20 protein-coding genes, 5 tRNA genes and 2 pseudogenes are annotated in these 23,181 nt (G+C 48.9%); 15 read left to right on the top strand and 12 right to left on the bottom strand.

Annotation, left to right across the window (positions count from 1 at the left end; all coding sequences use genetic code 11):
• Positions 1–360 precede the first annotated feature (360 nt).
• The 4 genes and pseudogenes from AYY17_RS08915 to sdhC all read right to left on the bottom strand — a co-directional run bounded on the left by AYY17_RS08915 (position 361) and on the right by sdhC (position 3,622).
• Positions 361–1,078 (bottom strand): annotated as a pseudogene (locus AYY17_RS08915) (succinate dehydrogenase iron-sulfur subunit).
• A 34-nt stretch (positions 1,079–1,112) separates the two neighbouring features.
• The gene (gene sdhA / locus AYY17_RS08910) at positions 1,113–2,879 is read right to left on the bottom strand and encodes a succinate dehydrogenase flavoprotein subunit (protein ID WP_067400254.1); all 1,767 of its coding nucleotides are present in this window, start codon (positions 2,877–2,879) and stop codon (positions 1,113–1,115) included.
• Complete coding sequence (gene sdhD, locus AYY17_RS08905; RefSeq protein WP_067400251.1) at positions 2,880–3,239, bottom strand: succinate dehydrogenase membrane anchor subunit; 360 nt, start codon at positions 3,237–3,239, stop codon at positions 2,880–2,882. It lies immediately after the preceding gene.
• Entirely contained in the window at positions 3,233–3,622 is a 390-nt protein-coding gene (gene sdhC / locus AYY17_RS08900) for a succinate dehydrogenase cytochrome b556 subunit (protein ID WP_067423525.1), read from the bottom strand. The genes sdhD and sdhC overlap by 7 nt, the downstream gene beginning before the upstream one ends.
• A 661-nt stretch (positions 3,623–4,283) precedes the next feature.
• Here sdhC and AYY17_RS08895 point away from each other — a divergent pair.
• Positions 4,284–5,573: a citrate synthase gene (locus AYY17_RS08895; RefSeq protein WP_067423066.1), complete on the top strand. Its 1,290-nt coding sequence runs from the start codon at positions 4,284–4,286 to the stop codon at positions 5,571–5,573.
• Between the two features lie 74 nt (positions 5,574–5,647).
• Here the strand turns inward: AYY17_RS08895 and AYY17_RS08890 are convergent, their stop codons facing one another.
• Positions 5,648–6,412: an AraC family transcriptional regulator gene (locus tag AYY17_RS08890; RefSeq protein WP_067423523.1), complete on the bottom strand. Its 765-nt coding sequence runs from the start codon at positions 6,410–6,412 to the stop codon at positions 5,648–5,650.
• 105 nt (positions 6,413–6,517) lie between these two features.
• On the opposite strand from AYY17_RS08890, the gene AYY17_RS08885 reads away from it, so the two are divergent.
• Positions 6,518–7,663 carry a multidrug effflux MFS transporter gene (locus AYY17_RS08885; protein WP_067423061.1) on the top strand — a complete coding sequence of 382 codons (1,146 nt, stop codon included), beginning with the start codon at positions 6,518–6,520 and terminating at the stop codon, positions 7,661–7,663.
• A 52-nt stretch (positions 7,664–7,715) separates the two neighbouring features.
• Here the strand turns inward: AYY17_RS08885 and AYY17_RS08880 are convergent, their stop codons facing one another.
• From AYY17_RS08880 to seqA, 4 genes are all read right to left on the bottom strand, one after another.
• Positions 7,716–8,459: a type 2 GTP cyclohydrolase I gene (locus AYY17_RS08880; RefSeq protein WP_067423057.1), complete on the bottom strand. Its 744-nt coding sequence runs from the start codon at positions 8,457–8,459 to the stop codon at positions 7,716–7,718.
• 132 nt (positions 8,460–8,591) lie between these two features.
• On the bottom strand, positions 8,592–8,804 hold the full coding sequence (locus AYY17_RS08875) for a YbfA family protein (RefSeq protein WP_067400241.1): 213 nt from the start codon (positions 8,802–8,804) through the stop codon (positions 8,592–8,594).
• 372 nt (positions 8,805–9,176) lie between these two features.
• Entirely contained in the window at positions 9,177–10,817 is a 1,641-nt protein-coding gene (gene pgm, locus AYY17_RS08870; RefSeq protein WP_067423052.1) for a phosphoglucomutase (alpha-D-glucose-1,6-bisphosphate-dependent), read from the bottom strand.
• Positions 10,818–10,893: 76 nt separating this feature from the next.
• Positions 10,894–11,454 (bottom strand): replication initiation negative regulator SeqA, encoded by a 561-nt coding sequence (gene seqA / locus AYY17_RS08865; RefSeq protein WP_067423050.1) that lies wholly within the window; start codon positions 11,452–11,454, stop codon positions 10,894–10,896.
• Positions 11,455–11,713: 259 nt separating this feature from the next.
• Between seqA and AYY17_RS08860 the strand changes: the two genes are divergently transcribed.
• Positions 11,714–12,493 carry an alpha/beta fold hydrolase gene (locus tag AYY17_RS08860; RefSeq protein WP_067423048.1) on the top strand — a complete coding sequence of 260 codons (780 nt, stop codon included), beginning with the start codon at positions 11,714–11,716 and terminating at the stop codon, positions 12,491–12,493.
• Positions 12,494–12,509: 16 nt separating this feature from the next.
• Here AYY17_RS08860 and AYY17_RS08855 read toward each other — a convergent pair whose 3' ends face one another.
• Positions 12,510–12,764, bottom strand: a complete 255-nt coding sequence (locus AYY17_RS08855; protein WP_067423521.1) for a hypothetical protein — start codon at positions 12,762–12,764, stop codon at positions 12,510–12,512.
• A gap of 309 nt (positions 12,765–13,073) precedes the next feature.
• Here AYY17_RS08855 and ybfE point away from each other — a divergent pair, with 309 nt between their 5' ends.
• The 3 genes from ybfE to fur all read left to right on the top strand — a co-directional run bounded on the left by ybfE (position 13,074) and on the right by fur (position 14,688).
• The gene (ybfE, locus tag AYY17_RS08850; RefSeq protein WP_067400306.1) at positions 13,074–13,367 is read left to right on the top strand and encodes a LexA regulated protein; all 294 of its coding nucleotides are present in this window, start codon (positions 13,074–13,076) and stop codon (positions 13,365–13,367) included.
• 163 nt (positions 13,368–13,530) lie between these two features.
• Positions 13,531–14,061 (top strand): flavodoxin FldA, encoded by a 531-nt coding sequence (gene fldA, locus AYY17_RS08845; protein WP_067400230.1) that lies wholly within the window; start codon positions 13,531–13,533, stop codon positions 14,059–14,061.
• A gap of 180 nt (positions 14,062–14,241) precedes the next feature.
• Complete coding sequence (gene fur / locus AYY17_RS08840; RefSeq protein ID WP_067400227.1) at positions 14,242–14,688, top strand: ferric iron uptake transcriptional regulator; 447 nt, start codon at positions 14,242–14,244, stop codon at positions 14,686–14,688.
• A gap of 90 nt (positions 14,689–14,778) precedes the next feature.
• On the opposite strand, the gene glnS is transcribed toward fur, so the two are convergent.
• On the bottom strand, positions 14,779–16,446 hold the full coding sequence (gene glnS / locus AYY17_RS08835; protein ID WP_067423045.1) for a glutamine--tRNA ligase: 1,668 nt from the start codon (positions 16,444–16,446) through the stop codon (positions 14,779–14,781).
• A 173-nt stretch (positions 16,447–16,619) separates the two neighbouring features.
• Positions 16,620–18,614 (bottom strand): annotated as a pseudogene (gene nagE / locus AYY17_RS08830) (N-acetylglucosamine-specific PTS transporter subunit IIBC).
• Positions 18,615–19,158: 544 nt separating this feature from the next.
• Here nagE and nagB point away from each other — a divergent pair.
• From nagB to AYY17_RS08785, 9 genes are all read left to right on the top strand, one after another.
• On the top strand, positions 19,159–19,965 hold the full coding sequence (nagB, locus tag AYY17_RS08825) for a glucosamine-6-phosphate deaminase (protein ID WP_067423043.1): 807 nt from the start codon (positions 19,159–19,161) through the stop codon (positions 19,963–19,965).
• Between the two features lie 43 nt (positions 19,966–20,008).
• Positions 20,009–21,172: an N-acetylglucosamine-6-phosphate deacetylase gene (gene nagA / locus AYY17_RS08820; protein WP_067423041.1), complete on the top strand. Its 1,164-nt coding sequence runs from the start codon at positions 20,009–20,011 to the stop codon at positions 21,170–21,172.
• Positions 21,173–21,185: 13 nt separating this feature from the next.
• The gene (nagC, locus tag AYY17_RS08815; RefSeq protein ID WP_067423039.1) at positions 21,186–22,421 is read left to right on the top strand and encodes a DNA-binding transcriptional regulator NagC; all 1,236 of its coding nucleotides are present in this window, start codon (positions 21,186–21,188) and stop codon (positions 22,419–22,421) included.
• Positions 22,422–22,507: 86 nt separating this feature from the next.
• The gene (locus AYY17_RS22530; protein WP_268873018.1) at positions 22,508–22,630 is read left to right on the top strand and encodes a hypothetical protein; all 123 of its coding nucleotides are present in this window, start codon (positions 22,508–22,510) and stop codon (positions 22,628–22,630) included.
• Positions 22,621–22,697 (top strand) — tRNA-Met (locus AYY17_RS08805). Before AYY17_RS22530 ends, AYY17_RS08805 begins: the two co-directional genes overlap by 10 nt.
• A gap of 7 nt (positions 22,698–22,704) precedes the next feature.
• A tRNA-Leu gene (locus tag AYY17_RS08800) sits at positions 22,705–22,789 on the top strand.
• Between the two features lie 38 nt (positions 22,790–22,827).
• A tRNA-Gln gene (locus AYY17_RS08795) sits at positions 22,828–22,902 on the top strand.
• Positions 22,903–22,942: 40 nt separating this feature from the next.
• Positions 22,943–23,019: transfer RNA gene (locus AYY17_RS08790), tRNA-Met, on the top strand.
• Positions 23,020–23,024: 5 nt separating this feature from the next.
• A tRNA-Gln gene (locus AYY17_RS08785) sits at positions 23,025–23,099 on the top strand.
• Positions 23,100–23,181: the final 82 nt, after the last annotated feature.

Genomic DNA, 23,181 nt, shown 5'->3' with positions numbered 1-23,181 from the left:
TACCGCGATATAGTGCGGTGCGTAATGGATTCCCGGGTCGTGCGTGTGCATCTTCTGTTCTGAGTATCCCTGAGGAACCTTTAGCAACGGCTGGCCGTTGCTGAAAATCCCTGTGATGTCTATTACCATACTTACATTTGAATCAAAAAACTCACATCTTAATCACAATTAACTACATTTTTTTCCGCATCTAACACTTACTGCGATAGATTATACCTATTGTTACACGTTGGTAAAAGATGCCTGACAACAGGCATCTTATTATTATCAACCATTTATACCCTTATTCATTCAAACTGCAGGTTCGTTGGTTTCGCTCTGCCTGCATCTTGAATGACGTTGGGTATAAACAAAATAAAATTATGCACTGCGTTTAAGTAACATTGATTTAATATGCCCGATTGCTTTTGTCGGATTCAGTCCTTTCGGACAAACACTGACGCAATTCATGATGCCGTGACAGCGGAAAACACTGAACGCATCACTGATATCATCAAGACGGGATTCTGTCTCAGTATCACGGCTGTCAATCAGAAAACGGTACGCAGCTAATAAACCGGCAGGGCCGACAAATTTATCCGGATTCCACCAGAACGACGGGCAGGATGTTGAGCAGCAGGCACACAGAATGCATTCATACAGACCATCCAGCTTTTCACGCTGCACCGGTGACTGTAAGTGCTCACGCGCAGGCGGGTTTTTGCTGTCATTAATCAGATACGGACGAATTTTTTCATATTGTGCATAAAACTGCCCCATATCCACCACAAGGTCACGCACAACCGGCAGACCAGGCAGCGGGCGGATCACCACTTTTTTTGCCGCCTTTCATCAATACTGACAGTGGCGTGATACAAGCCAGACCGTTTTTGCCGTTCATGTTGATCCCGTCCGAACCACACACACCTTCACGGCAGGAACGGCGGAATGACAGAGTCGGGTCCTGCTCTTTCAACTGGATTAACGCATCCAGCACCATCATGTCGCGACCTTCTTCCACATCCAATTGATAATTCTGCATGTGAGGTGCGTTATCAACATCCGGGTTATAGCGATAAACTGAAAATTCAACATTCATAGTATTCTCTCCGCAATTGCCTTATCACCACACATCAGTAAGTCCGAATTTTCGGCGGGAACGGATCACGCAACTTAGGTTGCATATTCACCGCACGGCGTGTCATGGTTTCGGATTGCGGCAGATACAGGGAATGACACAGCCAGTTCGCATCATCGCGATCCGGATAGTCAAAACGGCTGTGCGCGCCACGGCTTTCAGTACGGAAATTTGCGGCCACCGCTGTGGAATAGGCTGTTTCCATCAGGTTATCCAGCTCCAGGCACTCAATACGCTGGGTATTGAATTCAGAGGAAGTATCATCCAGACGCGCATATTGCAGACGCTCTTTGATGGTCTTCAGCTCTTCCAGCCCTTTCGCCATAGCATCCCCTTCACGGAATACCGAGAAATTATTCTGCATGCATGATTGCAGTGCTTTGCGGATCTCAACAGGATCTTCACCGGAACGGGTATTGTTCCAGCGGTTCATGCGGGTCAGCGCTTCTTCCACATCTGACTCTGCGGCATCGCGCATAGCGCCCTGCTCCAGAATCGACTCTTTCAGATGCAGACCGGCAGAACGACCAAACACCACAAGATCAAGCAATGAGTTTCCGCCGAGGCGGTTTGCACCGTGAACAGAAACACAGGCAATTTCACCGACAGCAAACAGACCCGGAACCAGTACATCCTCACCCTGTTCATTGACTGTCAGCACCTGACCGGTAACCTTGGTCGGGATGCCGCCCATCATATAGTGACAGGTAGGAATGACCGGGATAGGCTCCTTCACCGGATCAACATGCGCAAATGTCCGTGACAGTTCGAGAATACCCGGCAGGCGGGATTCCAGAACATCTTTACCCAGATGGTCGAGTTTCAGTTTGGCGTGCGGACCCCACGGGCCATCACAACCACGGCCTTCGCGGATTTCGATCATAATGGAACGGGCGACAACATCACGGCCGGCAAGATCTTTGGCATTCGGCGCATAACGCTCCATAAAGCGTTCACCGTCTTTATTGAGCAGATACCCGCCCTCACCACGGCACCCTTCTGTGACCAGTACCCCGGCACCGGCAATCCCGGTCGGGTGGAACTGCCACATTTCCATATCCTGCAACGGCACCCCGGCGCGGACTGCCATACCAACACCATCACCGGTATTAATATGAGCATTGGTTGTGGACTGATAAATACGTCCTGCGCCACCGGTCGCCAGAATCGTCGCTTTCGCTTTGAAATAAACAACTTCACCGGTTTCAATACAGATAGCGGTCGTGCCCATAATGGCGCCATCCTGGTTTTTCACCAGATCAAGGGCATACCATTCGGAAAAAATAGTGGTGTGATTTTTCAGGTTCTGCTGATAAAGCGTGTGTAACAGTGCATGACCAGTACGGTCAGCGGCAGCCGCGGTACGCGCCGCCTGTTCACCGCCGAAATCACGGGATTGCCCGCCGAACGGACGCTGATAAATCGTGCCGTCATCCAGACGGGAGAACGGCAGCCCCATGTGCTCAAGTTCCAGAACCGCTTCCGGCCCGGTTTTACACATGTACTCGATAGCGTCCTGGTCGCCGATATAATCCGACCCTTTCACCGTGTCATACATGTGCCATTCCCAGTTATCAGGATGGGTATTTCCCAGCGCAACCGTAATACCGCCCTGGGCAGATACCGTATGAGAACGGGTCGGGAAAACTTTGGATAGCAACGCACAAGACAGGCCGGACTGCGAAATTTGCAGGGCTGCGCGCATACCTGCGCCACCCGCGCCGATTACAACGGCATCAAACTCTCTGACAGGTAAGCTCATTTATACACCCCACACGATGATTGAACCGTAAATGACATAGGATAATAGTGCAATAATAACAATGAATTGCAGTATTAATCGCAGGCTCAGGCACTTAACGTAATCCGTCAGTACCTGCCATAATCCGACCCACGCATGGGCAAGAATGGCTATCAGTGTCAGTGTAGTGAAAACCTGAGTGAATGAAGAGGCAAAAAAGCCGCGCCAGACTTCATAAGTAATATCAGCGGTAAACGCGACAAAACCGATGATGTAGAATACATAAAGCGTAATCACAATGGCGCTGGCACGCAGAATTAACCAATCCTGAATACCGCTGCGACCCAGCGTGGTTGCACTGTTTTTTGAATTTGTCACCATACCAGAACCCCCGCCAACACAGCTAAAATCACAGCCAGAACCATGGAAATCTTCGCGGATGAAATACCGGCAGCCAGTGTTTCATCAACAAAACCAAAATCCATTAACATGTGACGAATGCCCCCACAGATGTGGTAAGCCAGTGCGGTGAGAATGCCCCAGAGGATAAATTTCGCGAAAAAACCACTCATAATATCAGCGGCTTCTCTGAAACCTTCCGGTGATGACAGCGACAGCCCTAACAGCCACAGCAGAATCGCTACAGCAATGAAAGTGATGACGCCGGAGGCACGGTGTAAGATTGAAGCGATTGCAGTAATCGGAAAATGGATCGTCTGCAAGTCTAAATTGACAGGTCGTTGTTTTTTCACAATTTTGCCCACACAGCTTTTTATTATTTTTCCTTCCTCCGGACCGGGGCGGAAATCAGACAGCGCAGGGAAAGTACGAAAAACACTTAAGTAAAATACACATCCGTAATGTTTTACAAAAGTAATCATTCAGTTACGCTGGGTGCTCCTGCTTCGGGGTATTCCGGAGACCTTGGGGCAGTATATTGGCTTCACAATATGATTACAATTCCCATACAAAATGTTTGGTCAGATTTAGCCAGAACAGTGAATAAGATCACGGTTCACACAATAAAAACGTCCATTATTATTACTTGTGACATTCTGACAACAATTGACTTACATCTTGTGGTTAAATGTGAATATTAAAACGACGGGTACCGGCAAGAAAGACTTCCCGTAAGTGCAAACTTATGCAAAAGTGTTATCTGCAAAAATAACCCGGCATCTTGCCACACAACATTATTTTTATCGCAGCACAATGCTTCATTAACAATCTGATAACCAACAGCGCGCCGTACCGGATAACGTAACACCAGGTAGGGTATCCTCAGGACAGAGGCTGCTGTAATTATCGAAATGATTGTATGCCCAACGTCATTCAGTATGCAGGCAGGCTGACCGTAGCCAACGAACCTGCAGGTTGAATGAATAAGGGTATAAAATAAATAATAAATGCGCTAAGGAGACCTACATGTCTAATATAAAGGCGGAGCTGACAATCAACGGTATCAAGGTAACTGATCTCGATGTCCTGACTCCTACCCTCGGTCAGTCTGTGATCGATGTCAGGGCGCTGGGCAACCAGGGTTACTATACCTTTGATCCCGGCTTCACCTCCACCGCGTCATGTGAATCAAAAATTACATATATCGATGGTGATGAAGGTATCCTGTTACACCGCGGCTTCCCGATTGAAGAGCTGGCGATGAAATCTGATTACCTGGAAGTGTGCTATATCCTGCTGTACGGCGAAGCACCTGACCAGAAAGAGTATGAAACGTTTAAAGAGACGGTAAAACGTCACACCATGATCCATGAGCAAATCACCCGCTTATTTAACGGGTTCCGCCGTGACTCTCACCCGATGGCCGTTCTGTGCGGTGTTACCGGGGCGCTGGCGGCGTTTTACCATGACTCTCTGGATGTAAACAACCCGCGTCACCGTGAAATTGCCGCTTACCGCCTGCTGTCCAAAATGCCGACTGTTGCTGCAATGTGCTATAAATATTCAACCGGTCAGCCATTTGTTTATCCTAAGAATAATCTCTCCTACGCCGCTAATTTCCTGCGCATGATGTTTGCCACACCTTGTGAAGAGTATGTGGTCAATCCGGTGCTGGAACGCGCGATGGACAGAATTCTTATTCTGCACGCGGATCATGAACAAAATGCATCCACATCAACGGTACGGACCGCCGGTTCTTCCGGTGCCAACCCGTTTGCCTGTATCGCTGCCGGTATCGCATCCCTTTGGGGACCTGCACACGGCGGGGCAAACGAGGCCTGCCTGCGCATGCTGGAAGAGATCCAGACAGTGGAGCACATTCCTGCCTTTATTGAGCGTGCGAAAGATAAAAATGACTCTTTCCGCCTGATGGGCTTTGGTCACCGCGTGTATAAAAATCATGACCCGCGTGCCAAAGTAATGCGTGAAACCTGCCATGAAGTCCTCAACGAGCTGGGGCTGAATGACAGCCTGCTGGAAGTGGCGATGGAGCTTGAGCGTATCGCACTGAACGACCCGTACTTTATTGAGAAAAAACTTTACCCGAATGTGGATTTCTATTCAGGTATCATTCTGAAAGCACTGGGTATTCCGTCAAATATGTTCACGGTGATTTTTGCTATCGGACGCACCATCGGCTGGATTGCCCACTGGAGTGAGATGCACGACGACGGTATCAAGATCGCCCGTCCGCGTCAGCTCTATACCGGCTACACTGAGCGCCCGTTTGAGTCTAAAGTTAAAAACCGTCAATAATAGCAACAAGACAAAAATACCGCTGATAAAACCCTCTTTGGAGGGTTTTTTATTCATAATTCTCTTATTTCTATTCATTTACCCATATAATCGCCGGGCGTTTTCCCTGTCATTCCCCTGAAGAATGAAACAAACGCACTGTCACTGGTAAAGCCCAGTTCCTGAGCGATATAGCTGTAACGGTACTTTTTAGCCAATAGTTCAACAGATTTAATCAATCTCCACTGCTGACGCCACTGCTGATAACTAAGCCCGGTTTCGCGCCGGAAAATCCGTGTAATGGTTTTTTCACCCGCGCCACAGCGACCCGCCAGTTCATTCAGCGGCGGCGGTAATGTGTGTATATCCAGCCCGCTCAGCCGCCTGTCTGCCGGTAACGGCAACCGCATCGGCTCCCGTCCGGCAAGCGCCAGTTCATCAAGAAATACAGCCAGTAAATGACGCAAACGAGGCTGCGCCCAGTCACTGTCAAACGCCAGTTGTGCAAACAAGAACAGAATTTCCCGCAGTAACGGCGAAATATCCATAATTTCACAGGTTGCCGGTAATTGTGCGCTAAGCTGTGCATCCGGATAGAGTGAGCGGTAGCCCACCGCCTCAAACATCTGCACACGGTGCGGCATTGCCGGCGGGATCCACGCAACCCGTGTCGGTGGCAACACAGATAACGTATTCGTCAGCGTGATCCGGATAGCGCCCCGCTCCGTAAACAGAAATTGTCCCCGCTGATGCTGATGAAAACCGGAGTCATGCTGTGCCGCCATTTCAGCCGCGATGCCGACAAGCGGTGCTGCATGCAGATCAGCATTAAACGGGTCATGTTGTTTCAGCCACGCCATATTGTCCCTTTTGATGAATAAACTGTCCTTATTATTATAATAAGACATCTATCCTTTTGCTAATCTCTGCTCCGCTCATTTCAGTGACAACAAAAGGAAACCAAAATGACAATACAAAAACCGGCATTAGCCCTGATGGTTGCGCTGATGATGTTCCCGCAAATAGCAGAAACGATTTACAGCCCGGCACTGACGGATATTGCACAGGGCTTCAGCATCAGCGCGGCACAGGCGGGACAAACATTATCACTGTACTTCTTTGCCTTTGCCGCCGGTGTGGTCACCTGGGGGCGTTTATGTGATACCGCCGGACGCAGACGTACCATGCTGAGCGGATTAGTGCTCTATGCAGCAGCGTCGGTCGGCGCTGTCTTCACACAGGAGTTCAGTATATTGCTGATACTGCGGATGCTGTCCGCATTCGGCGCTGCGGTAGGCTCTGTCGGCACACAAACCATAATGCGCGACAGTTACCGGGGTGATGAACTGGCAAACGTATTTTCCGTTATGGGAATTGCGCTGGCCATCAGCCCGGCGCTGGGAATGTTCAGCGGTGCGGTACTCACCGGTTTTGCGGGTTATCAGGGGGTATTTTCCGGGCTGGCGTTACTGGCGCTCATCCTGCTGGCATGGACCGCTGTTACATTACCGGAAACCCGCCCGGCTCACGTTACACTGATTTCCCTGCAGGAAACGGCAGCCCGGATGCTGAGTGATCGGTTTATTCTGCGCAATGTGTTATTAATCGCTTTCCTGAATATCAGCCTGTTCAGCTATTACCAGTTAGCTCCGTTCTGTTTCAGCAAGCTGGGATTCACGCAGCAGGAATTCGGCTACAGCGGATTACTCATGGCGGCAGGTGTGGCCGTCGGCTCTGCCACTAACCGGATATTGCTCAAACGCGGATGGCACAGTCATTCTCTGATCCGCCTGGCGTCAGTCATTGGTATTATCAGTGCAGCCGCAGTCTGGCTGCTGCAAAATACTATCCTGTTTGTTCTGCCGGTGACCGGTGTTGTTACCGCTTACGGGATTGCGGTCCCGAATATCCTCGCAAATGTGTTACAGGATTACCGGGATCGTGCAGGCACCGCCGGTGCATTGCTGGGACTGATGTATTATCTGCTGATTGGCGCAGGCCTGGCACTTTCCGGGTTCATCCAGCACCTCGGATGGACGTTATTTCTTTGTGCCGCCGGGACACTGCTTTGTGCGCCACGCAAGGCTGTTCAGGTAACGCAGGCCGGGTAATACACAACAAAAAGCCGATCATCTGATCGGCTGAATATTACTGACTGAATAGTTACGCCGGATTCGGAATATCCACAAATATCACATCCAGCCCTTTTTCATTTTTCAGCCACTCACCGAGTGCGCGGATCCCGCCACGTTCCGTGGCATGATGTCCGGCGGCAAAGAAATGCAGCCCCATTTCACGGGCAATATGAATAGTCTGCTCCGAAACCTCACCGGTTACGAAACCATCCACACCTGCGTCTGCCGCCATCTGAATAAAGCTCTGACCACCGCCGGTGCACCATGCCAGCTTTTTAATCTGTGCCGGGGCATTATCCCCGCAATGCAGAATCTCACGACCTAACCCCTGCTGTAACCGCTGTGCCAGCGCTTCTCCGGTCACAGGTACAGAAAATTCACCGCAGGGAACTAATTGATCCAGTTGTCCCGTTACCGTTACGCCCATCAAATCAGCTAATTGCGCGTTATTACCGAGCACCGGATGCCCGTCCAGCGGCAGGTGGTAACCGTATAAATTGATATCATTACACAACAGTGTTTTGATCCGGCGCTGTTTCATACCACGGATAGCAACGGGTTCATTTTTCCAGAAATAGCCATGATGTACCAAAACAGTGTCTGCATTCAGCCGGACAGCTTCATCCAGCAGCGCCTGGCATGCGGTCACACCGGTAACAATGCGTTTTACCGTTTTCCGCCCTTCAACCTGTAACCCGTTAGGGGCATAATCCTGATACTCATGAACGGCGAGTTTTTCATTAATAATCTGTTCTAATTCAAGATGATTCATGCTTTTTATCCTGTCCTGACGAATAGGTTTACCATACCTGTCACAGAAAATAATAGCAATTTACAGATAAAAAAACGCCCCGCGATAATATCGCCGGGCGCCTCTTTGCTGCCGCCGGTTAATCTGCCGGTATCAGTGCTGCTGCCCGCTGTTCAGCGTCATGTCTGAACGGGCCAGCCAGACAGGCTTATTGCTCGTCTTGGACCACACACGATACAGATAACTCCAGAAGCGGGCGCGATCCCGGTAAAACAACATAAACGGGAACGCCAGGATACCTAAAGTGACTACACCGGTACGGCGCAAGAGAACCTTATGCAACGGATATGCTTGATATGTTGACATTGAGACTCCCCTTTTTACGGATTATCGCAACATGCGCTAATCCTGAATATGATCAGCTCTTATAATAACCTGTTTGCTTAAACTTTACCACTCATCCGACCACTACCAAGCGCAGTGATACGCACAAAATGCCACTTCCCTGTAATTATGTTGCGCTATTGTTATTTATTTATCATTTTATCAGCATTTCACTCTGAAGAAAGAAAACCTGACTTATCAGTTAATTCATTACAGACAAGGTAATTGATAATGATTATTAATAATACGAATTATTTATATCCGGGCATTATCTGCCGGATCCTGTCGTTTTGCGGACATAAAAAAACGCGGAGAGGTATGCCCGGCTCCGCGCTTTTCAACATCAGCAAGTAATCAGTCAGCTATCACCTGATTTACTATCTCAATCGCTTCTTTTTCAATCTGAGCCAGATGTTCCGGTCCGCGAAAACTTTCACAATAGATTTTATAGGCATCTTCTGTGCCGGACGGACGGGCCGCAAACCAGCCCTGCTCACTCATTACTTTCAGACCGCCGATAGATGCACCATTGCCGGGTGCGGTTGTCAGACGGGCGGTAATCGGATCACCGGCAAGAGTATCTGCTTTTACCATCTCAGGTGACAATTTTGATAAGCGTGATTTTTCATCATAACTGGCGGCAGCCTGAATACGGCTGTAACACGGGGAACCAAATTTTTCAGCCAGCTCATCATAGTGCTGCTGCGGGTTTTTACCGGTCACGGCAGTCAGTTCTGCGGCTAACAGACAGAGAATAATGCCGTCTTTATCCGTTGACCATGGTGTACCGTCAAAGCGCAGGAAAGATGCCCCCGCGCTTTCTTCGCCGCCAAATCCCAGCGTGCCGTTATATAAACCGTCAACAAACCATTTAAACCCGACCGGGACTTCGATCAGTTCGCGCTGCAAATCCGCCACAACGCGGTCGATCATCGCGCTGGATACCAGGGTTTTCCCGACATTCACTGAGGCAGGCCAGTCCGGACGGTGTTGAAACAGGTAATTGATCGCAACCGCCAGATAATGGTTCGGATTCATCAGCCCCTTGGGGGTCACAATGCCGTGGCGGTCGTAATCAGGGTCATTGGCGAATGCCAGTGAAAATTTATCCCGCATACTGAGCAGCCCGTCCATCGCCCATTTTGATGAGCAATCCATGCGGATCACGCCGTCATGATCCAGCGGCATAAAACGGAAGGTCTGATCAACCTGGTCATTGACCAGCTCAATATCAAGATCATAAAAATCGCGGATGCGCTTCCAATACTCAATACCGGCACCACCCAGCGGGTCAACGCCAATTTTAAGTTTCGCGTTACGGATAGCATCCATATTGACCACATCACTGAGAGAACAGACATACGGGTCTATCAGATTAACGGCACTGACCAGCGGGCTGCGTAATGCATCACTGACCGGCATCTGTTTTATCTGATCAAAATGTCCTGCCAGCAGATAATTAGCGCGTTTTTCTATTACCGAGGTGAGATCAGTATCAGCAGGACCACCGGTTGGCGGATTATATTTGATACCACCATCTTCAGGCGGATTGTGCGACGGGGTGATAACAATACCGTCGGCTTTATCCGCATGTGTGCGGTTGTAAGTCAGAATCGCATGAGAGACCGCCGGAGTCGGAGTGAAACCATTGTTTTCCTGAATGATTACACGGACACCATTTGCAGCCAGTACAGATAATACGGTCAGGAAAGCCGGTTCAGATAAGGCGTGAGTGTCTTTGCCCACATAACACGGACCGCAAACACCCTGCTGCTGCCGAATTTCAGCGATAGCCTGCGTCACCGCCAGGATATGCGCTTCATTAAAGCTGCAACGCCCGGCACTGCCACGGTGCCCCGAAGTACCAAACTTCACCTGCTGGGCCGTGATTGCCGCATCAGGTATAAAGGTATAATACTGAGATGTAAGCTGCGCCACATTGATTAAATCAGACTGTTGCGCAGGCTGACCAGCCCGCGGATGCGTGTGAGCCACTGTGTCATTCTCCCTGAATATGCCGTTACCGGCCGCTACTCATGCTTTTTACAAAAACAGGCGGATAAAATACCCCTTACAGGGTATTACAGACTTTCTCTACCGTATTTACCGGGAAGCCCATTCCCTGCATGATCTGCTCGATCATACTCTGTTTTCGTTGTGTATTTGTGTTAGTGATAACCCAGAACGGGGTACCCGGAATATGCCGTGGTTTGCTGGTTTTGCCGCTTGCCAGCAGTGTGTGCTCATCACCGGCAAAGTAAACGCGGGTGCGGCCATGCAGTTCATCCGTACTTTTCTGAAAGCTTAGCGGATCAATACTGTACAGCGCAGAGAGCACCAGCATAAAGCGATCGATTGTTTTCTTTTTTTCCGCGTAGCTGTCAGATAACAGCAATTCACGCACCGCACGAACAGGATCCTGAGGGGCGATTTTCACCGGACGGGATGCGGCAGCCGGCGTCTTATTGTCTGAGCCGTCAGCGGTGGCGCTGACTGGTGCGCTGCTGACATCCGGTGCCTGCGGCCCTAAATTCAGCATACGGCGTAAAATTACCGATGCACTTTCACCAATGTGCTGTGTATGGCCTGCAATATAACGATAAAGCTCTTCATCTACGTCGATTGTTTTCATTTCTACCCGGTTCTTTTATTCGTTAACGCGAAACGCTTCATTATAAGATAGAAAACCACAAAACAAAACAAGTAAAATTTCAATAACTTAAACTAAAAACATCCGGTTATATTCCTCCTCCTCATTTAAAAAAATAAATCAGTAAGTTATCGTTTTCAGACACTATTTTCCTGCAGATACATCTTCGCAACATCTTGGTTTCCCCGTACAGGCATGTCATCATACCGGGTATGTCTTGCTTTGCGGATCCGCTGTTATTATGAAATTACCTGCATTACTGCATTATGAAATGTTTACGCCTGAAATATCACAATCTGCCACTCCGGTTGTCCTGATCCACGGATTATTTGGTGATTTGCATAATCTGGGCGTCCTCGGGCGGGAGCTGCGCACCACACATACCGTCGTGCAGATTGATGTCCGTAACCATGGTGATTCACCGCGCGCACTCACAATGAGCTATGCTGAAATGGCGCAGGATGTACTTGATCTCATCACTTCACTGGCATTTGAAAAAGTCATTGTTATCGGGCATTCCATGGGTGGAAAAATAGCGATGGCGATGGCAGCACTGGCACCGGAAACAGTAAAAGCCCTTGTGGTGATTGATATGGCACCGGTCGCTTACGGAGTACGCCGTCATGATGAAATCATCGCAGCACTGGAAGATGTGACCGCAGCGGGTGTCACAACACGCCGGGCAGCCACATCGGTAATGGAACAGCGTATCAAAGAAGACGGTGTGATCCCGTTTTTGCTTAAATCTTTCAGTCAGGGAGAATGGAAATTCAACCTGCCGGTCATAAAAGCACAGTATGAATCTATAATCGGCTGGGAGCCGCTGCCCGCGCTGAATGTTCCGTTGCTGCTTATCCCGGGCGGAAAATCATCCTATGTTAAACCTGAGTACCGCGAAGCCATTATGCAGCAGTTTCCGCAGGCAACCGCGCATGTTATTGCCGGATGCGGACATTGGGTTCACGCCGAAAAACCGGATGCAGTACTGCGGGCCATCGGCCGGTTTCTGGAAAAAATCTGACCGCAGAAACAAAATCTCAGTGGCGGAAACTCACCAGCTGATTTTCCGCACCATTTTCCTGCCACCAGGAAACCAACAGCTTTACATGGTATTTCACTTCATGGCCCGGCAAATCAAAACAAAGATCCAGTAAAAAACAGCCGGATAAAATAAAGACCGTATACTGCAGCGGCCAACTGATCATTCCCAAAAACCGCAATACCCGGCTCTGCAGCACTGCTCTCCTGCGCTGAATACTATGTGATTCGTGCTGTCCGGTGATGCGTTCCATGCGCGTTTCCCTGCGGTTCGCCTGTTGAAAATACATACTAAGCAAAGACCGGCGACAAAAACACTCCGTTATCCTGAGCAGAAAACTCCTTTTTTCCTAATATATTCATCAGGATAATTATCCAGGCGGTTTCATTGATTCCATTATTCGTGCCTGTGTTGCTGTTTATCTCTGCAAGCCCCTTATGGCGGGATGTTAAGCAATCTGCCTGAAATCACAGAGAACAATGTGCTAAGCGGTAGCGATATACAGGGCGGCGGTGTATCATTGCGCGTTTATCATCGTTATCCGCCTTTTCGTAGTAAAATTATGGCCAAAGAACAAACAGATCGTACCACCCCGGATTTGTTCGCAGATGAACGCCGGCCCGGGCGACCGAAAACAAACCCGCTCTCCCGCGATGAGCAACTGCGTATCAACAAACGCAACCAGTTACGGCGCGATAAGGTCAACGGATTGCGCCGCGTTGAACTCAAACTGAGTGCAGATATCGTGGATGCCTTAAATGAGCGGGCGTATGAGGAAAATGTAACCCGGGGTGAGCTGATAGAACAGATTTTGCTCGAACACCTTCAACGTTTAAATCTGTGTACTAAGTTGTGAGACGACACACGGTTGTGAGACGACGTACCACACAAATTTGACAGACTTCAAATACTGTTTTCGTCAGAATGGTATTTACAAAGATGAAATAGTTATAATTTCTGCTTGTTGTCGCTGCGGCGTCCTTTTGCAGGCACAGAGATTTTCGATTAAGAGGCTAGTTATGGCAATCACAGGTATATTTTTCGGTAGTGACACCGGGAACACAGAAAATATCGCTAAAATGATCCAGAAATCACTCGGTGATGATGTTGCCGACGTCCGCGATGTTGCCAAGTGCAGCAAAGAGGACATTGAAGGCTATGATTTCTTACTGCTCGGTATCCCGACATGGTATTACGGTGAAGCACAGTGTGACTGGGATGATTTCTTCCCGACACTGGAAGAAATTGATTTTGAAGGGAAAATAGTTGGTATTTTCGGCTGTGGTGACCAGGAAGATTATGCTGAATACTTCTGTGATGCCATGGGCACTATCCGTGACATCATTGAACCGCGTGGTGCCGTGATTGTTGGCCACTGGCCGACTGAAGGCTATCATTTTGAAGAGTCGAAAGGTCTGGCAGATGACACGCATTTTATCGGACTGGCTATTGATGAAGATCGCCAGCCTGAACTGACCAACGAACGCGTTGCAAAGTGGGTTGAACAAATCCGTGAAGAGATGGGCCTCAACGAGATCCTCGCAATTTAAGTATTTCCCTTAAATTGCGAATGATAATCCGGCTTATTTATGTAATGATATTACAATCCGATCCGGTATCGGTCAGGCGAATCGCACCTGACACTAAATGATAGCCGGACATTGTGTTCAGCCGTTGAGCGCATTCACTGCGCATACGCTCACCCGCGACAATATAGGACTATAATCCGCATGACAGATAACAATAAAGCATTGAAAAATGCAGGACTGAAAGTCACACTTCCCCGCCTGAAAATTCTGGAAGTGTTGCAGGATCCGACGTGCCACCACGTCAGTGCGGAAGATCTCTATAAAAAACTGATTGATATCGGTGAAGAGATTGGACTGGCAACAGTCTACCGCGTACTCAATCAGTTTGACGACGCAGGTATTGTCACCCGCCACAATTTTGAAGGCGGAAAATCTGTTTTTGAACTGACTCAGCAACACCACCACGATCATCTGATCTGTCTGGATTGCGGAAAAGTCATTGAGTTTAGTGATGAATCTATTGAGTCACGCCAGAAAGATATCGCGCAGCGCCACGGTATCAAACTCACCAACCACAGCCTGTACCTGTATGGTCACTGTGCAGATGGTGACTGCCGTTCAGATGAAGGCATTCATAACGAGAAGTAATATCTCCGTTATATGCTGTTTCAGATATAAAAAAGCCGTTCATCTGAACGGCTTTTTTTATAATTCAATAATTATAATACGTTATCCGTATTATTTACTCTCAATTTTTGCCCAGGTATCGCGCAGACCTACTGTGCGGTTAAACACCGGACGATCTGCTGATGATAATTTAACATCGGCACAGAAATACCCTTCACGCTCAAACTGATACGGCTTCGCACTGTCAGCGCCTTTCAGTGATGGCTCAACAAAACCCTGACGAATAACTAATGATTCCGGATTCAGAACAGACAGGAAATCATCCTGTGCGCCCGGGTTTGCCACACTGAACAGACGGTCATATAACCGAATTTCCGCCGGTACAGCATGCTTCACGCTGACCCAGTGAATAACACCACGTACTTTGCGCCCGTCTGCCGGGTCTTTATTCAGCGTTTCCGGGTCGTAAGTACAGAAAATCGTTGTGATATTGCCTTCGCTGTCTTTTTCCACGCGCTCCGCTTTGATAATAAACGCATTACGCAGACGGACTTCTTTATTCAGTACCAGGCGCTTGTACTGTTTGTTTGCTTCTTCACGAAAATCAGCACGGTCTATCCAGATTTCACGGCTGAAAGGCACTTCACGGCTGCCCATCTCCGGGTTATTCGGATGATTAGGCATGGTTAATATAACATCGCCTTCCGCCATGTTTTCAATCACCAGTTTCACCGGATCAATCACTGCCATTGCGCGCGGTGCGCTGTCGTTCAGATCATCACGGATACAAGATTCCAGTGCCGCCATTTCGACATTGTTATCCTGCTTGGTGACACCGATACGACGACAGAATTCACGGATAGACGCAGCAGTATAACCACGGCGGCGCAGACCGGAAATAGTCAGCATGCGCGGGTCATCCCAGCCCTCAACAAATTTCTCTGTCACCAGCTGGTTCAGTTTACGTTTTGACATCACCGTGTATTCGAGATTCAGACGGGAAAACTCGTACTGACGCGGATGGCAGGCAATCGTAATGTTATCCAGAACCCAGTCATACAGACGGCGGTTGTCCTGGAATTCCAGTGTACAAAGTGAATGCGTGATCCCTTCCAGTGCATCAGAAATACAATGGGTGAAATCATACATCGGGTAAATGCACCATTTATCACCGGTCTGGTGATGTGTGGCAAATTTAATACGGTAAATAACTGGGTCGCGCATCACGATAAAGGAAGATGCCATATCAATTTTGGCACGCAGACAGGCTTTTCCTTCTTCAAAGCCGCCATCACGCATTTTTTCAAACAGCGCAAGGTTCTCTTCCGGGGTGCGGTCACGGTAAGGGCTGTTTTTACCCGGCTCTTTCAGTGAGCCACGGTATTCGCGGATTTGCTCTGCACTTAATTCACAAACGAATGCCAGACCTTTATTAATTAACTCAACGGCATAATCGTACAGTGAGTCAAAATAATCAGAGGAATAACAGACTTTTCCGCTCCACTGAAAACCGAGCCATTTGACATCATTTTCAATAGAATTAACGTACTCGACGTCTTCTTTTGCCGGGTTGGTGTCATCAAAACGCAGATTGCATTGCCCCTGATAGTCTTTCGCAATGCCGAAATTCAGGCAGATAGATTTTGCGTGACCAATATGCAGGTAACCATTCGGCTCAGGCGGAAAACGTGTGTGAACCGTGGAGTGTTTTCCGGTAGCCAGGTCTTCGTCAATAATCTGGCGGATAAAATTTGTCGGGCGGGCATCAGCCTCGTTCATTATCATAATCCTCAATGCAATATGCGCAGTAATAACTTGTTATCATCTAATATGCTGCGCTCATATACAACCACTTGATCACGTAAATATCAGCAGAACGGACAGCATCGTACAAAAAACGAATAAAAAAACGGGAAGCCGAAGCCTCCCGTTATTATCATAACTGCAATCACTTATTTCATGACATGATACAGCACAGACTCATTCGCTTTAACCAACCCTTTCGCCACTATTTCTACCGTATCGTAATCATCGATATTACTGATGATTACCGGGCTTATCATAGATTTGGCATGTTCATTCAGATACGCCAGATCCAGTTTCAGCACCGGGTCGCCGGCAGCAACCTGTGCGCCCTCTTCAACCAGGCGGGTAAAGCCGTTACCTTTCAGCATCACCGTATCAACACCGATGTGAACGATAATTTCTGCGCCCTCATCTGTTTCCAGACAAAATGCATGGTTAGTATCGAAAATTTTCACCACCGTACCGGCAGCCGGTGCCAGAACAAGCTCACTTTCCGGTTTAATCGCCAGACCATCACCGACCACACGCCCGGAAAATGCTTCATCCGGCACATCGGATAAGTCCACCACTTCACCGTCAAATGGCGCCACCAGGCTCAGAACAATTTTTCCGTTCCCTTTTGCAGACGCTTTACTTTCTGCCGGCGCAGCGAAGTGGCCTGAGCCGCAGGAACCGGGCCGTCTTTGAGTACATCACGCATCGCACTGGCGATAAGTTCTGCGCGTGTGCCGACAATGACCTGCACACTCTCTTTATTCAGGCGGATAACCCCTGAGGCACCAATCTGCTTCGCATACGCATCACTCACCAGTGCAGAATCTTTTACATTCAGACGCAGTCGGGTAATACAGGCGTCAATGCCGGTCAGGTTATCTGAACCGCCGATTGCCGCAATATACTGACGCGCTTCGCTGTGAATAGATTTTTTTCTCATCTTTCGCGCTTGCAGGCGTACTGACATTCTCACTGTAACCATCGATGGTATCGTTTGTGGCCATCGCCGCTTCACGCCCCGGGGTTAACAGGTTGAATTTTTTGATAACAAAACGGAAAACAACATAATAAAGTGCGAAGAAAACCAGTCCCTGCGCAATCAGCATATACCAGTTGGTCGCCAGCGGATTACGTGAAGAGAGCGCCATATCCACCAGCCCCGCACTGAAGCCGAAACCGGAAATCCACTGCATTGATGCCGCAATGAACAACGAAATACCGGTCAGGAATGCGTGGATGACATACAGCACCGGCGCCACAAACATAAAGGAGAATTCAATCGGCTCGGTAATACCGGTAAAGAATGCCGCAAATGCCCCCGCCAGCATGATACCGGCAACTTTTGCTTTATTTTCCGGTTTCGCGCAGTGATAAATCGCCAGCGCAGCGCCCGGAATACCAAACATCATGATCGGGAAGAATCCGGCCTGATAACGCCCGGTTATCCCGGCAATCGCGCTGCCCGAATCAATCGATTGCTGACCGCCCAGGAAGTTAGGGATATCGTTAATATCAGCCACATTGAACCAGAATACTGAGTTCAGCGCGTGATGCAGACCAACAGGAATTAACAGGCGGTTAAAGAAGCCGTAAATCCCCGCACCCCATGCGCCCAGGTCCTTAATGCTCTTACCGAATGATACCAGCGCATCATAAATAAGCGGCCAGACATACATCAGAATTGCAGAGACCAGGATCATCACGAAAGAGGCCAGAATCGGCACCAGACGACGTCCGCTGAAGAAGGAAAGTGCCATCGGCAGCTCAACACTGCTGTAACGGTTATACAGTTCAGCTGAAATAACACCGACCAGGATACCAACAAACTGATTGTTGATTTTACCGAATGCCGCCGGTACTTCCGCGGCAGGGATGCCCTGAATCATACCGACTGTTGCGGTAGAACACAGCGTTGTCACCACCATGAAGCTGACAAAACCGGTCAGTGCAGCCGCACCGTCTTTGTCTTTTGACATACCATAAGCGATACCGATAGCGAACAGCATCGACATATTATCGATGATAGCCGCACCGGACTTGATCAGGAAAGCGGCGACAACATTATCCGCACCCCAGCCCGTCGGGTCGATCCAGTATCCGACCCCCATCAGAATTGCCGCAGCCGGCAGTGTGGCAACCGGCACCATCAGTGCACGACCGATCCGCTGCAAATAATTCAATATACCCACTCACTCCCCCTTGCCGCCCTGTTGAGCGGCTTTTTGTTTTACAGCATTATTATTGCGGCCAATTATGATTGGCTCGCATTTATTTTATTACAGCTTATTTTACTGCCAACTATACGTATCAGTCTAAAAAGTTTATTTTGCATCGCAAATTAAATAGCTATGATTTGTGATTTAAGTCACCAATATTCGTTATCATATGGTTAAAATGCTGGCGATCACTCAAAACTTATTTTAAGATGAAAAATATCTTTTTATCCGGCGGTCTCAGTTTCCGTGACTAATAAATCACGGGTATTCATGCTATAGATAAAGCAGGAATTATCTTCCTGAGACAACAGATACCTGAATCCTATATACCCAACGTCATTCAAGATGCAGGAAGGCGGCAAGGGAAGATAGACGGGGAGCATAGATAAACTATGTGACCCGGCTATCTGAGTACCGCCAACGAACCTGCAGTTTGAATGAATAAGGGTATAAATTCTAATAAGGCAGAACTGATATGCGTTTAATCCCTCTTGCCCGCCCGCAGGATGTCGGTCAGTGGTCAGCGCAATATATTGCTGACAAAATTAATGCGTTTAAACCCACCGCAGAACGCCCGTTTGTTCTGGGCCTGCCGACAGGCGGAACGCCGCTGGCGACTTATAAGGCACTGATTGTACTGCACCAAACCGGTGTTGTCAGTTTCCGGCACGTCGTCACTTTTAATATGGATGAGTACATTGGTCTGCCGGAATCACATCCGCAGAGCTATCACTCATTTATGCATGAGAATTTCTTTAATCATATTGATATTCCGGCAGAAAACATCAATCTGCTCAATGGTAATGCACCGGATACCGACGCCGAATGTGCCCGCTATGAAGATAAAATAAAAGCATACGGCGGCGTGCAGCTCTTTATGGGCGGCGTGGGTAATGACGGACATATCGCCTTTAATGAACCGGGCTCTTCTCTCGCCTCACGCACCCGGGTCAAAACACTGACTCCGGAAACCCGTATCGCGAACTCCCGTTTCTTTGACAATGATATCAATAAAGTCCCGAAATACGCACTCACCGTGGGTGTCGGTACACTGATGGATGCGAAAGAGCTGCTGATCCTCGCAACCGGCCATAATAAAGCCATGGCGGTACAGCAGGCGGTTGAGGGCTCTGTCAACCATATGTGGACTATCACCTGCGTGCAGATCCATCCGAAAGCCATTGTGGTGTGCGATGAGCCCGCGACTCTGGAACTCAAAGTGAAAACGCTGAAATATTTCTGCCATCTTGAGTCTGACATTATTACGCAATTTTCTGAATAACTGATGCTGACTGCCCTTCCGGGGCAGTTTTCACGGAGGTCTTATGTACGCGTTAACCAATGCTGTTATTTACACCGGTCATGATCGTCTGGAAAACCACGCGGTTATTATTGACGGAGAGTTAATCCACCGGGTGTGTCCGGAAAATGAACTGCCGGCAGATATTGAGAAAAAAGATCTGGGCGGAGCCACCCTTTCCCCGGGCTTTATCGATTTACAGGTTAACGGCTGCGGCGGCGTACAATTTAATGATAACGAAGCGGATATCAGTGTCCGTACGCTTGAGATTATGCAGAAAGCCAATGAGCGCACCGGCTGCACCAGTTTCCTGCCGACGCTGATAACAAGTCCGGACGCATTGATGAAACTGAGCATCAGTACCATGCGTGAATACCTGAAAACCTATAAGAATCAGGCGCTCGGACTGCATCTCGAAGGCCCGTACATCAATCCGGTGAAAAAAGGGACTCATAACCCGGCCTATATCCGCAAGCCGGATGCCGCCATGATTGATTTTCTGTGTGAGAATGCTGATGTCATCACCAAACTCACCCTGGCACCTGAAATGGCAGACCCTGCGGTTATCCGCAAATTAACAGATGCCGGAATTGTCGTCTCATCCGGACACTCGAATGCGACCTATGAAGAGGCCCGCGCCGGATTTGAAAGTGGCATTACGCTGTCCACTCACCTGTTTAATGCCATGCCGTATATTTCCGGTCGCCAGCCCGGATTAATTGGTGCTATTTATGATACCAGCGAAATATACGCCGGAATTATAGCTGACGGATTGCATGTTTCCTGGCCGAATATCCGCAACAGCAAGGCACTCAAAGGCGATAAGCTGATATTAGTCACCGATGCAACCGCTCCGGCGGGTCTTGATCCGCAAACCAGCGGTCTGGATCATTTTATATTTGCAGACAAAACGATATATTATCGTGATGGTTTATGTGTTGACGAAAACGGCACATTAAGTGGTTCCTCATTAACCATGATCCGCGCAGTACAAAACTGTGTTCAGCACGTCGGAATCGCGCTGGATGAAACACTGCGCATGGCCACGCTCTATCCGGCACGGGCAATCGGTGTTGAGGACAGACTTGGAAGCATAAAAGCCGGCAATATTGCCAATCTGACCGCCTTTACCGCCGATTTTTCCATCTGCATGACAGTGGTTAACGGGAAAGAGGTCACAATATCGTGAGTAAAATACGCCGATGGGTAACGGAAATCCGCAGATAGGAAATATTGATTTAGTCAAGCAGCTCAACGGGGCGGTGGTGTATCGCCTGATAGACCAGCTCGGCCCCATTTCACGTATTCAGATTGCCGAGCACAGCCAGCTGGCACCGGCAAGTGTCACAAAAATTACCCGTCAGCTCCTGGAGCGCGGCCTGATAAAAGAGGTGGATCAACAGGCATCCACCGGCGGGCGCCGCGCCATCTCTATTATTTCAGAGCACCGCGCCTTTCAGACTATCGGCGTGCGTCTCGGGCGCTTTGATGCCACCATTGCCCTTTATGATCTCAGCGGACGTGCCATTGCTGAGCACAATACGGCACTGAATGTTATTTCTCAGGATGATGCCCAGGCGCAGCTCATCACGCTTATCGATACGTTTATTCAGACCCACCAGCGGCGTATCCGCGAACTGATTGCGATTGCGGTTATCATGCCCGGACTTGTCGATCCTGAACGCGGCATAGTCCGCTATATGCCGCATATTACGGTTGATGAATGGCCACTGACAGATAACCTGCATCAGCATTTTCAACTGCCCTGCTATGTCGGTCACGATATCCGCAGCCTGGCGCTGGCAGAACACTACTCCGGCGCGACACAGGACTGCGCTGACTCCCTGCTTGTGCGCATTCACCGCGGCACCGGTGCGGGGATCATTCTCAATCACCAGATCCTGCTGAACCGGCGCGGAAATTTAGGTGAAATAGGTCATATTCAGATTGATCCGCTGGGTGAGCGCTGTCACTGCGGCAATTTCGGCTGTCTGGAAACGGTGGCATCAAATGCGGCAATAGAAAACCGGGTCCGTCATCAGCTGGCGCAGGGCTTTAAAAGCGAACTGACACCGGAAACCTGTACCATTGATGCTATCTGCCTCGCCGCAAACCGCAACGATCCGCTGGCAACAGAAGTGATAAAACAGGTAGGGAATTCGCTGGGAAAAGCCATTGCCATCATGATTAACCTGTTTAACCCGCAAAAAGTGGTGATTGCCGGGGAAATTACCGCGGCAAGTGCGGTTTTACTGCCGGCACTGCAAAGCTGCATTAACACCCAGGTACTGAAAAATTTCCGTGAAGATCTGCCGGTGGTGATTTCACAATTACCGTCTAATTCAGCAATCGGGGCATTTGCTCTGATAAAACGGGCGATGTTATACGGCGAATTGCTTCAGCATATTCTGGAAAACAAACCACCTGCGACAGAGTGAATACAAGGTGCGTCAACCACGAAAAAATGCGTCAACTCTGTGATTTTATCCTGTTTTTTGTTCTCTTTCTCTGCAAAGTGATTATTATGCAGGCAAACAAACGGATTCCGTCAAAATATCTGCAAAAAGAAGTTGACGCTTTTGCCTGTAATCCGCATAATGCGCCCCGCAACGCCGATGAAGGTCACGCGAAAAAGATGGCTATGTAGCTCAGTTGGTTAGAGCACAACACTCATAATGTTGGGGTCACAGGTTCGAATCCCGTCATAGCCACCATCTTTTTGCGGGAGTGGCGAAATTGGTAGACGCACCAGATTTAGGTTCTGGCGCCGCAAGGTGTGCGAGTTCAAGTCTCGCCTTCCGCACCATTCTCGTGATGTTCGTTGTCGTTTTATTGTATTTCAGGTGGGGTATCGCCAAGCGGTAAGGCACCAGGTTTTGATCCTGGCATGCCCTGGTTCGAATCCAGGTACCCCAGCCATTTAATCTGAAAACGATGTCAGAAGTAAGAAGTACGGGATGGCTATGTAGCTCAGTTGGTTAGAGCACAACACTCATAATGTTGGGGTCACAGGTTCGAATCCCGTCATAGCCACCATTTTTTGGGGTATCGCCAAGCGGTAAGGCACTGGATTCTGATTCCAGCATTCCCAGGTTCGAATCCTGGTACCCCAGCCAAATTCTGAAAGCCCGTCTATGACGGGCTTTTTGCTTTTCTGAATCCGGAAATTTGTTTTATCTGTTTTCTGATGTACAACGC

This window comes from Morganella psychrotolerans (genome assembly GCF_001676055.1).
GTDB classification, from domain to species: Bacteria; Pseudomonadota; Gammaproteobacteria; order Enterobacterales; family Enterobacteriaceae; genus Morganella; species Morganella psychrotolerans_B.
This window is presented reverse-complemented; position numbering and strand designations above follow the sequence as displayed.

Bases quoted from the DNA above. Each gene is read 5' to 3' on its own strand.
- sdhA (WP_067400254.1), bottom strand. From the start codon at position 2,879: ATGAGCTTACCTGTCAGAGAGTTTGATGCCGTTGTAATCGGCGCGGGT.
- sdhD (WP_067400251.1), bottom strand. From the start codon at position 3,239: ATGGTGACAAATTCAAAAAACAGTGCAACCACGCTGGGTCGCAGCGGT.
- AYY17_RS08895 (WP_067423066.1), top strand. From the start codon at position 4,284: ATGTCTAATATAAAGGCGGAGCTGACAATCAACGGTATCAAGGTAACT.
- AYY17_RS08890 (WP_067423523.1), bottom strand. From the start codon at position 6,412: ATGGCGTGGCTGAAACAACATGACCCGTTTAATGCTGATCTGCATGCA.
- AYY17_RS08885 (WP_067423061.1), top strand. From the start codon at position 6,518: ATGACAATACAAAAACCGGCATTAGCCCTGATGGTTGCGCTGATGATG.
- AYY17_RS08880 (WP_067423057.1), bottom strand. From the start codon at position 8,459: ATGAATCATCTTGAATTAGAACAGATTATTAATGAAAAACTCGCCGTT.
- AYY17_RS08875 (WP_067400241.1), bottom strand. From the start codon at position 8,804: ATGTCAACATATCAAGCATATCCGTTGCATAAGGTTCTCTTGCGCCGT.
- seqA (WP_067423050.1), bottom strand. From the start codon at position 11,454: ATGAAAACAATCGACGTAGATGAAGAGCTTTATCGTTATATTGCAGGC.
- AYY17_RS08860 (WP_067423048.1), top strand. From the start codon at position 11,714: ATGAAATTACCTGCATTACTGCATTATGAAATGTTTACGCCTGAAATA.
- AYY17_RS08855 (WP_067423521.1), bottom strand. From the start codon at position 12,764: ATGGAACGCATCACCGGACAGCACGAATCACATAGTATTCAGCGCAGG.
- ybfE (WP_067400306.1), top strand. From the start codon at position 13,074: ATGGCCAAAGAACAAACAGATCGTACCACCCCGGATTTGTTCGCAGAT.
- fldA (WP_067400230.1), top strand. From the start codon at position 13,531: ATGGCAATCACAGGTATATTTTTCGGTAGTGACACCGGGAACACAGAA.
- fur (WP_067400227.1), top strand. From the start codon at position 14,242: ATGACAGATAACAATAAAGCATTGAAAAATGCAGGACTGAAAGTCACA.
- glnS (WP_067423045.1), bottom strand. From the start codon at position 16,446: ATGAACGAGGCTGATGCCCGCCCGACAAATTTTATCCGCCAGATTATT.
- nagB (WP_067423043.1), top strand. From the start codon at position 19,159: ATGCGTTTAATCCCTCTTGCCCGCCCGCAGGATGTCGGTCAGTGGTCA.
- nagA (WP_067423041.1), top strand. From the start codon at position 20,009: ATGTACGCGTTAACCAATGCTGTTATTTACACCGGTCATGATCGTCTG.
- nagC (WP_067423039.1), top strand. From the start codon at position 21,186: ATGGGTAACGGAAATCCGCAGATAGGAAATATTGATTTAGTCAAGCAG.
- AYY17_RS22530 (WP_268873018.1), top strand. From the start codon at position 22,508: ATGCAGGCAAACAAACGGATTCCGTCAAAATATCTGCAAAAAGAAGTT.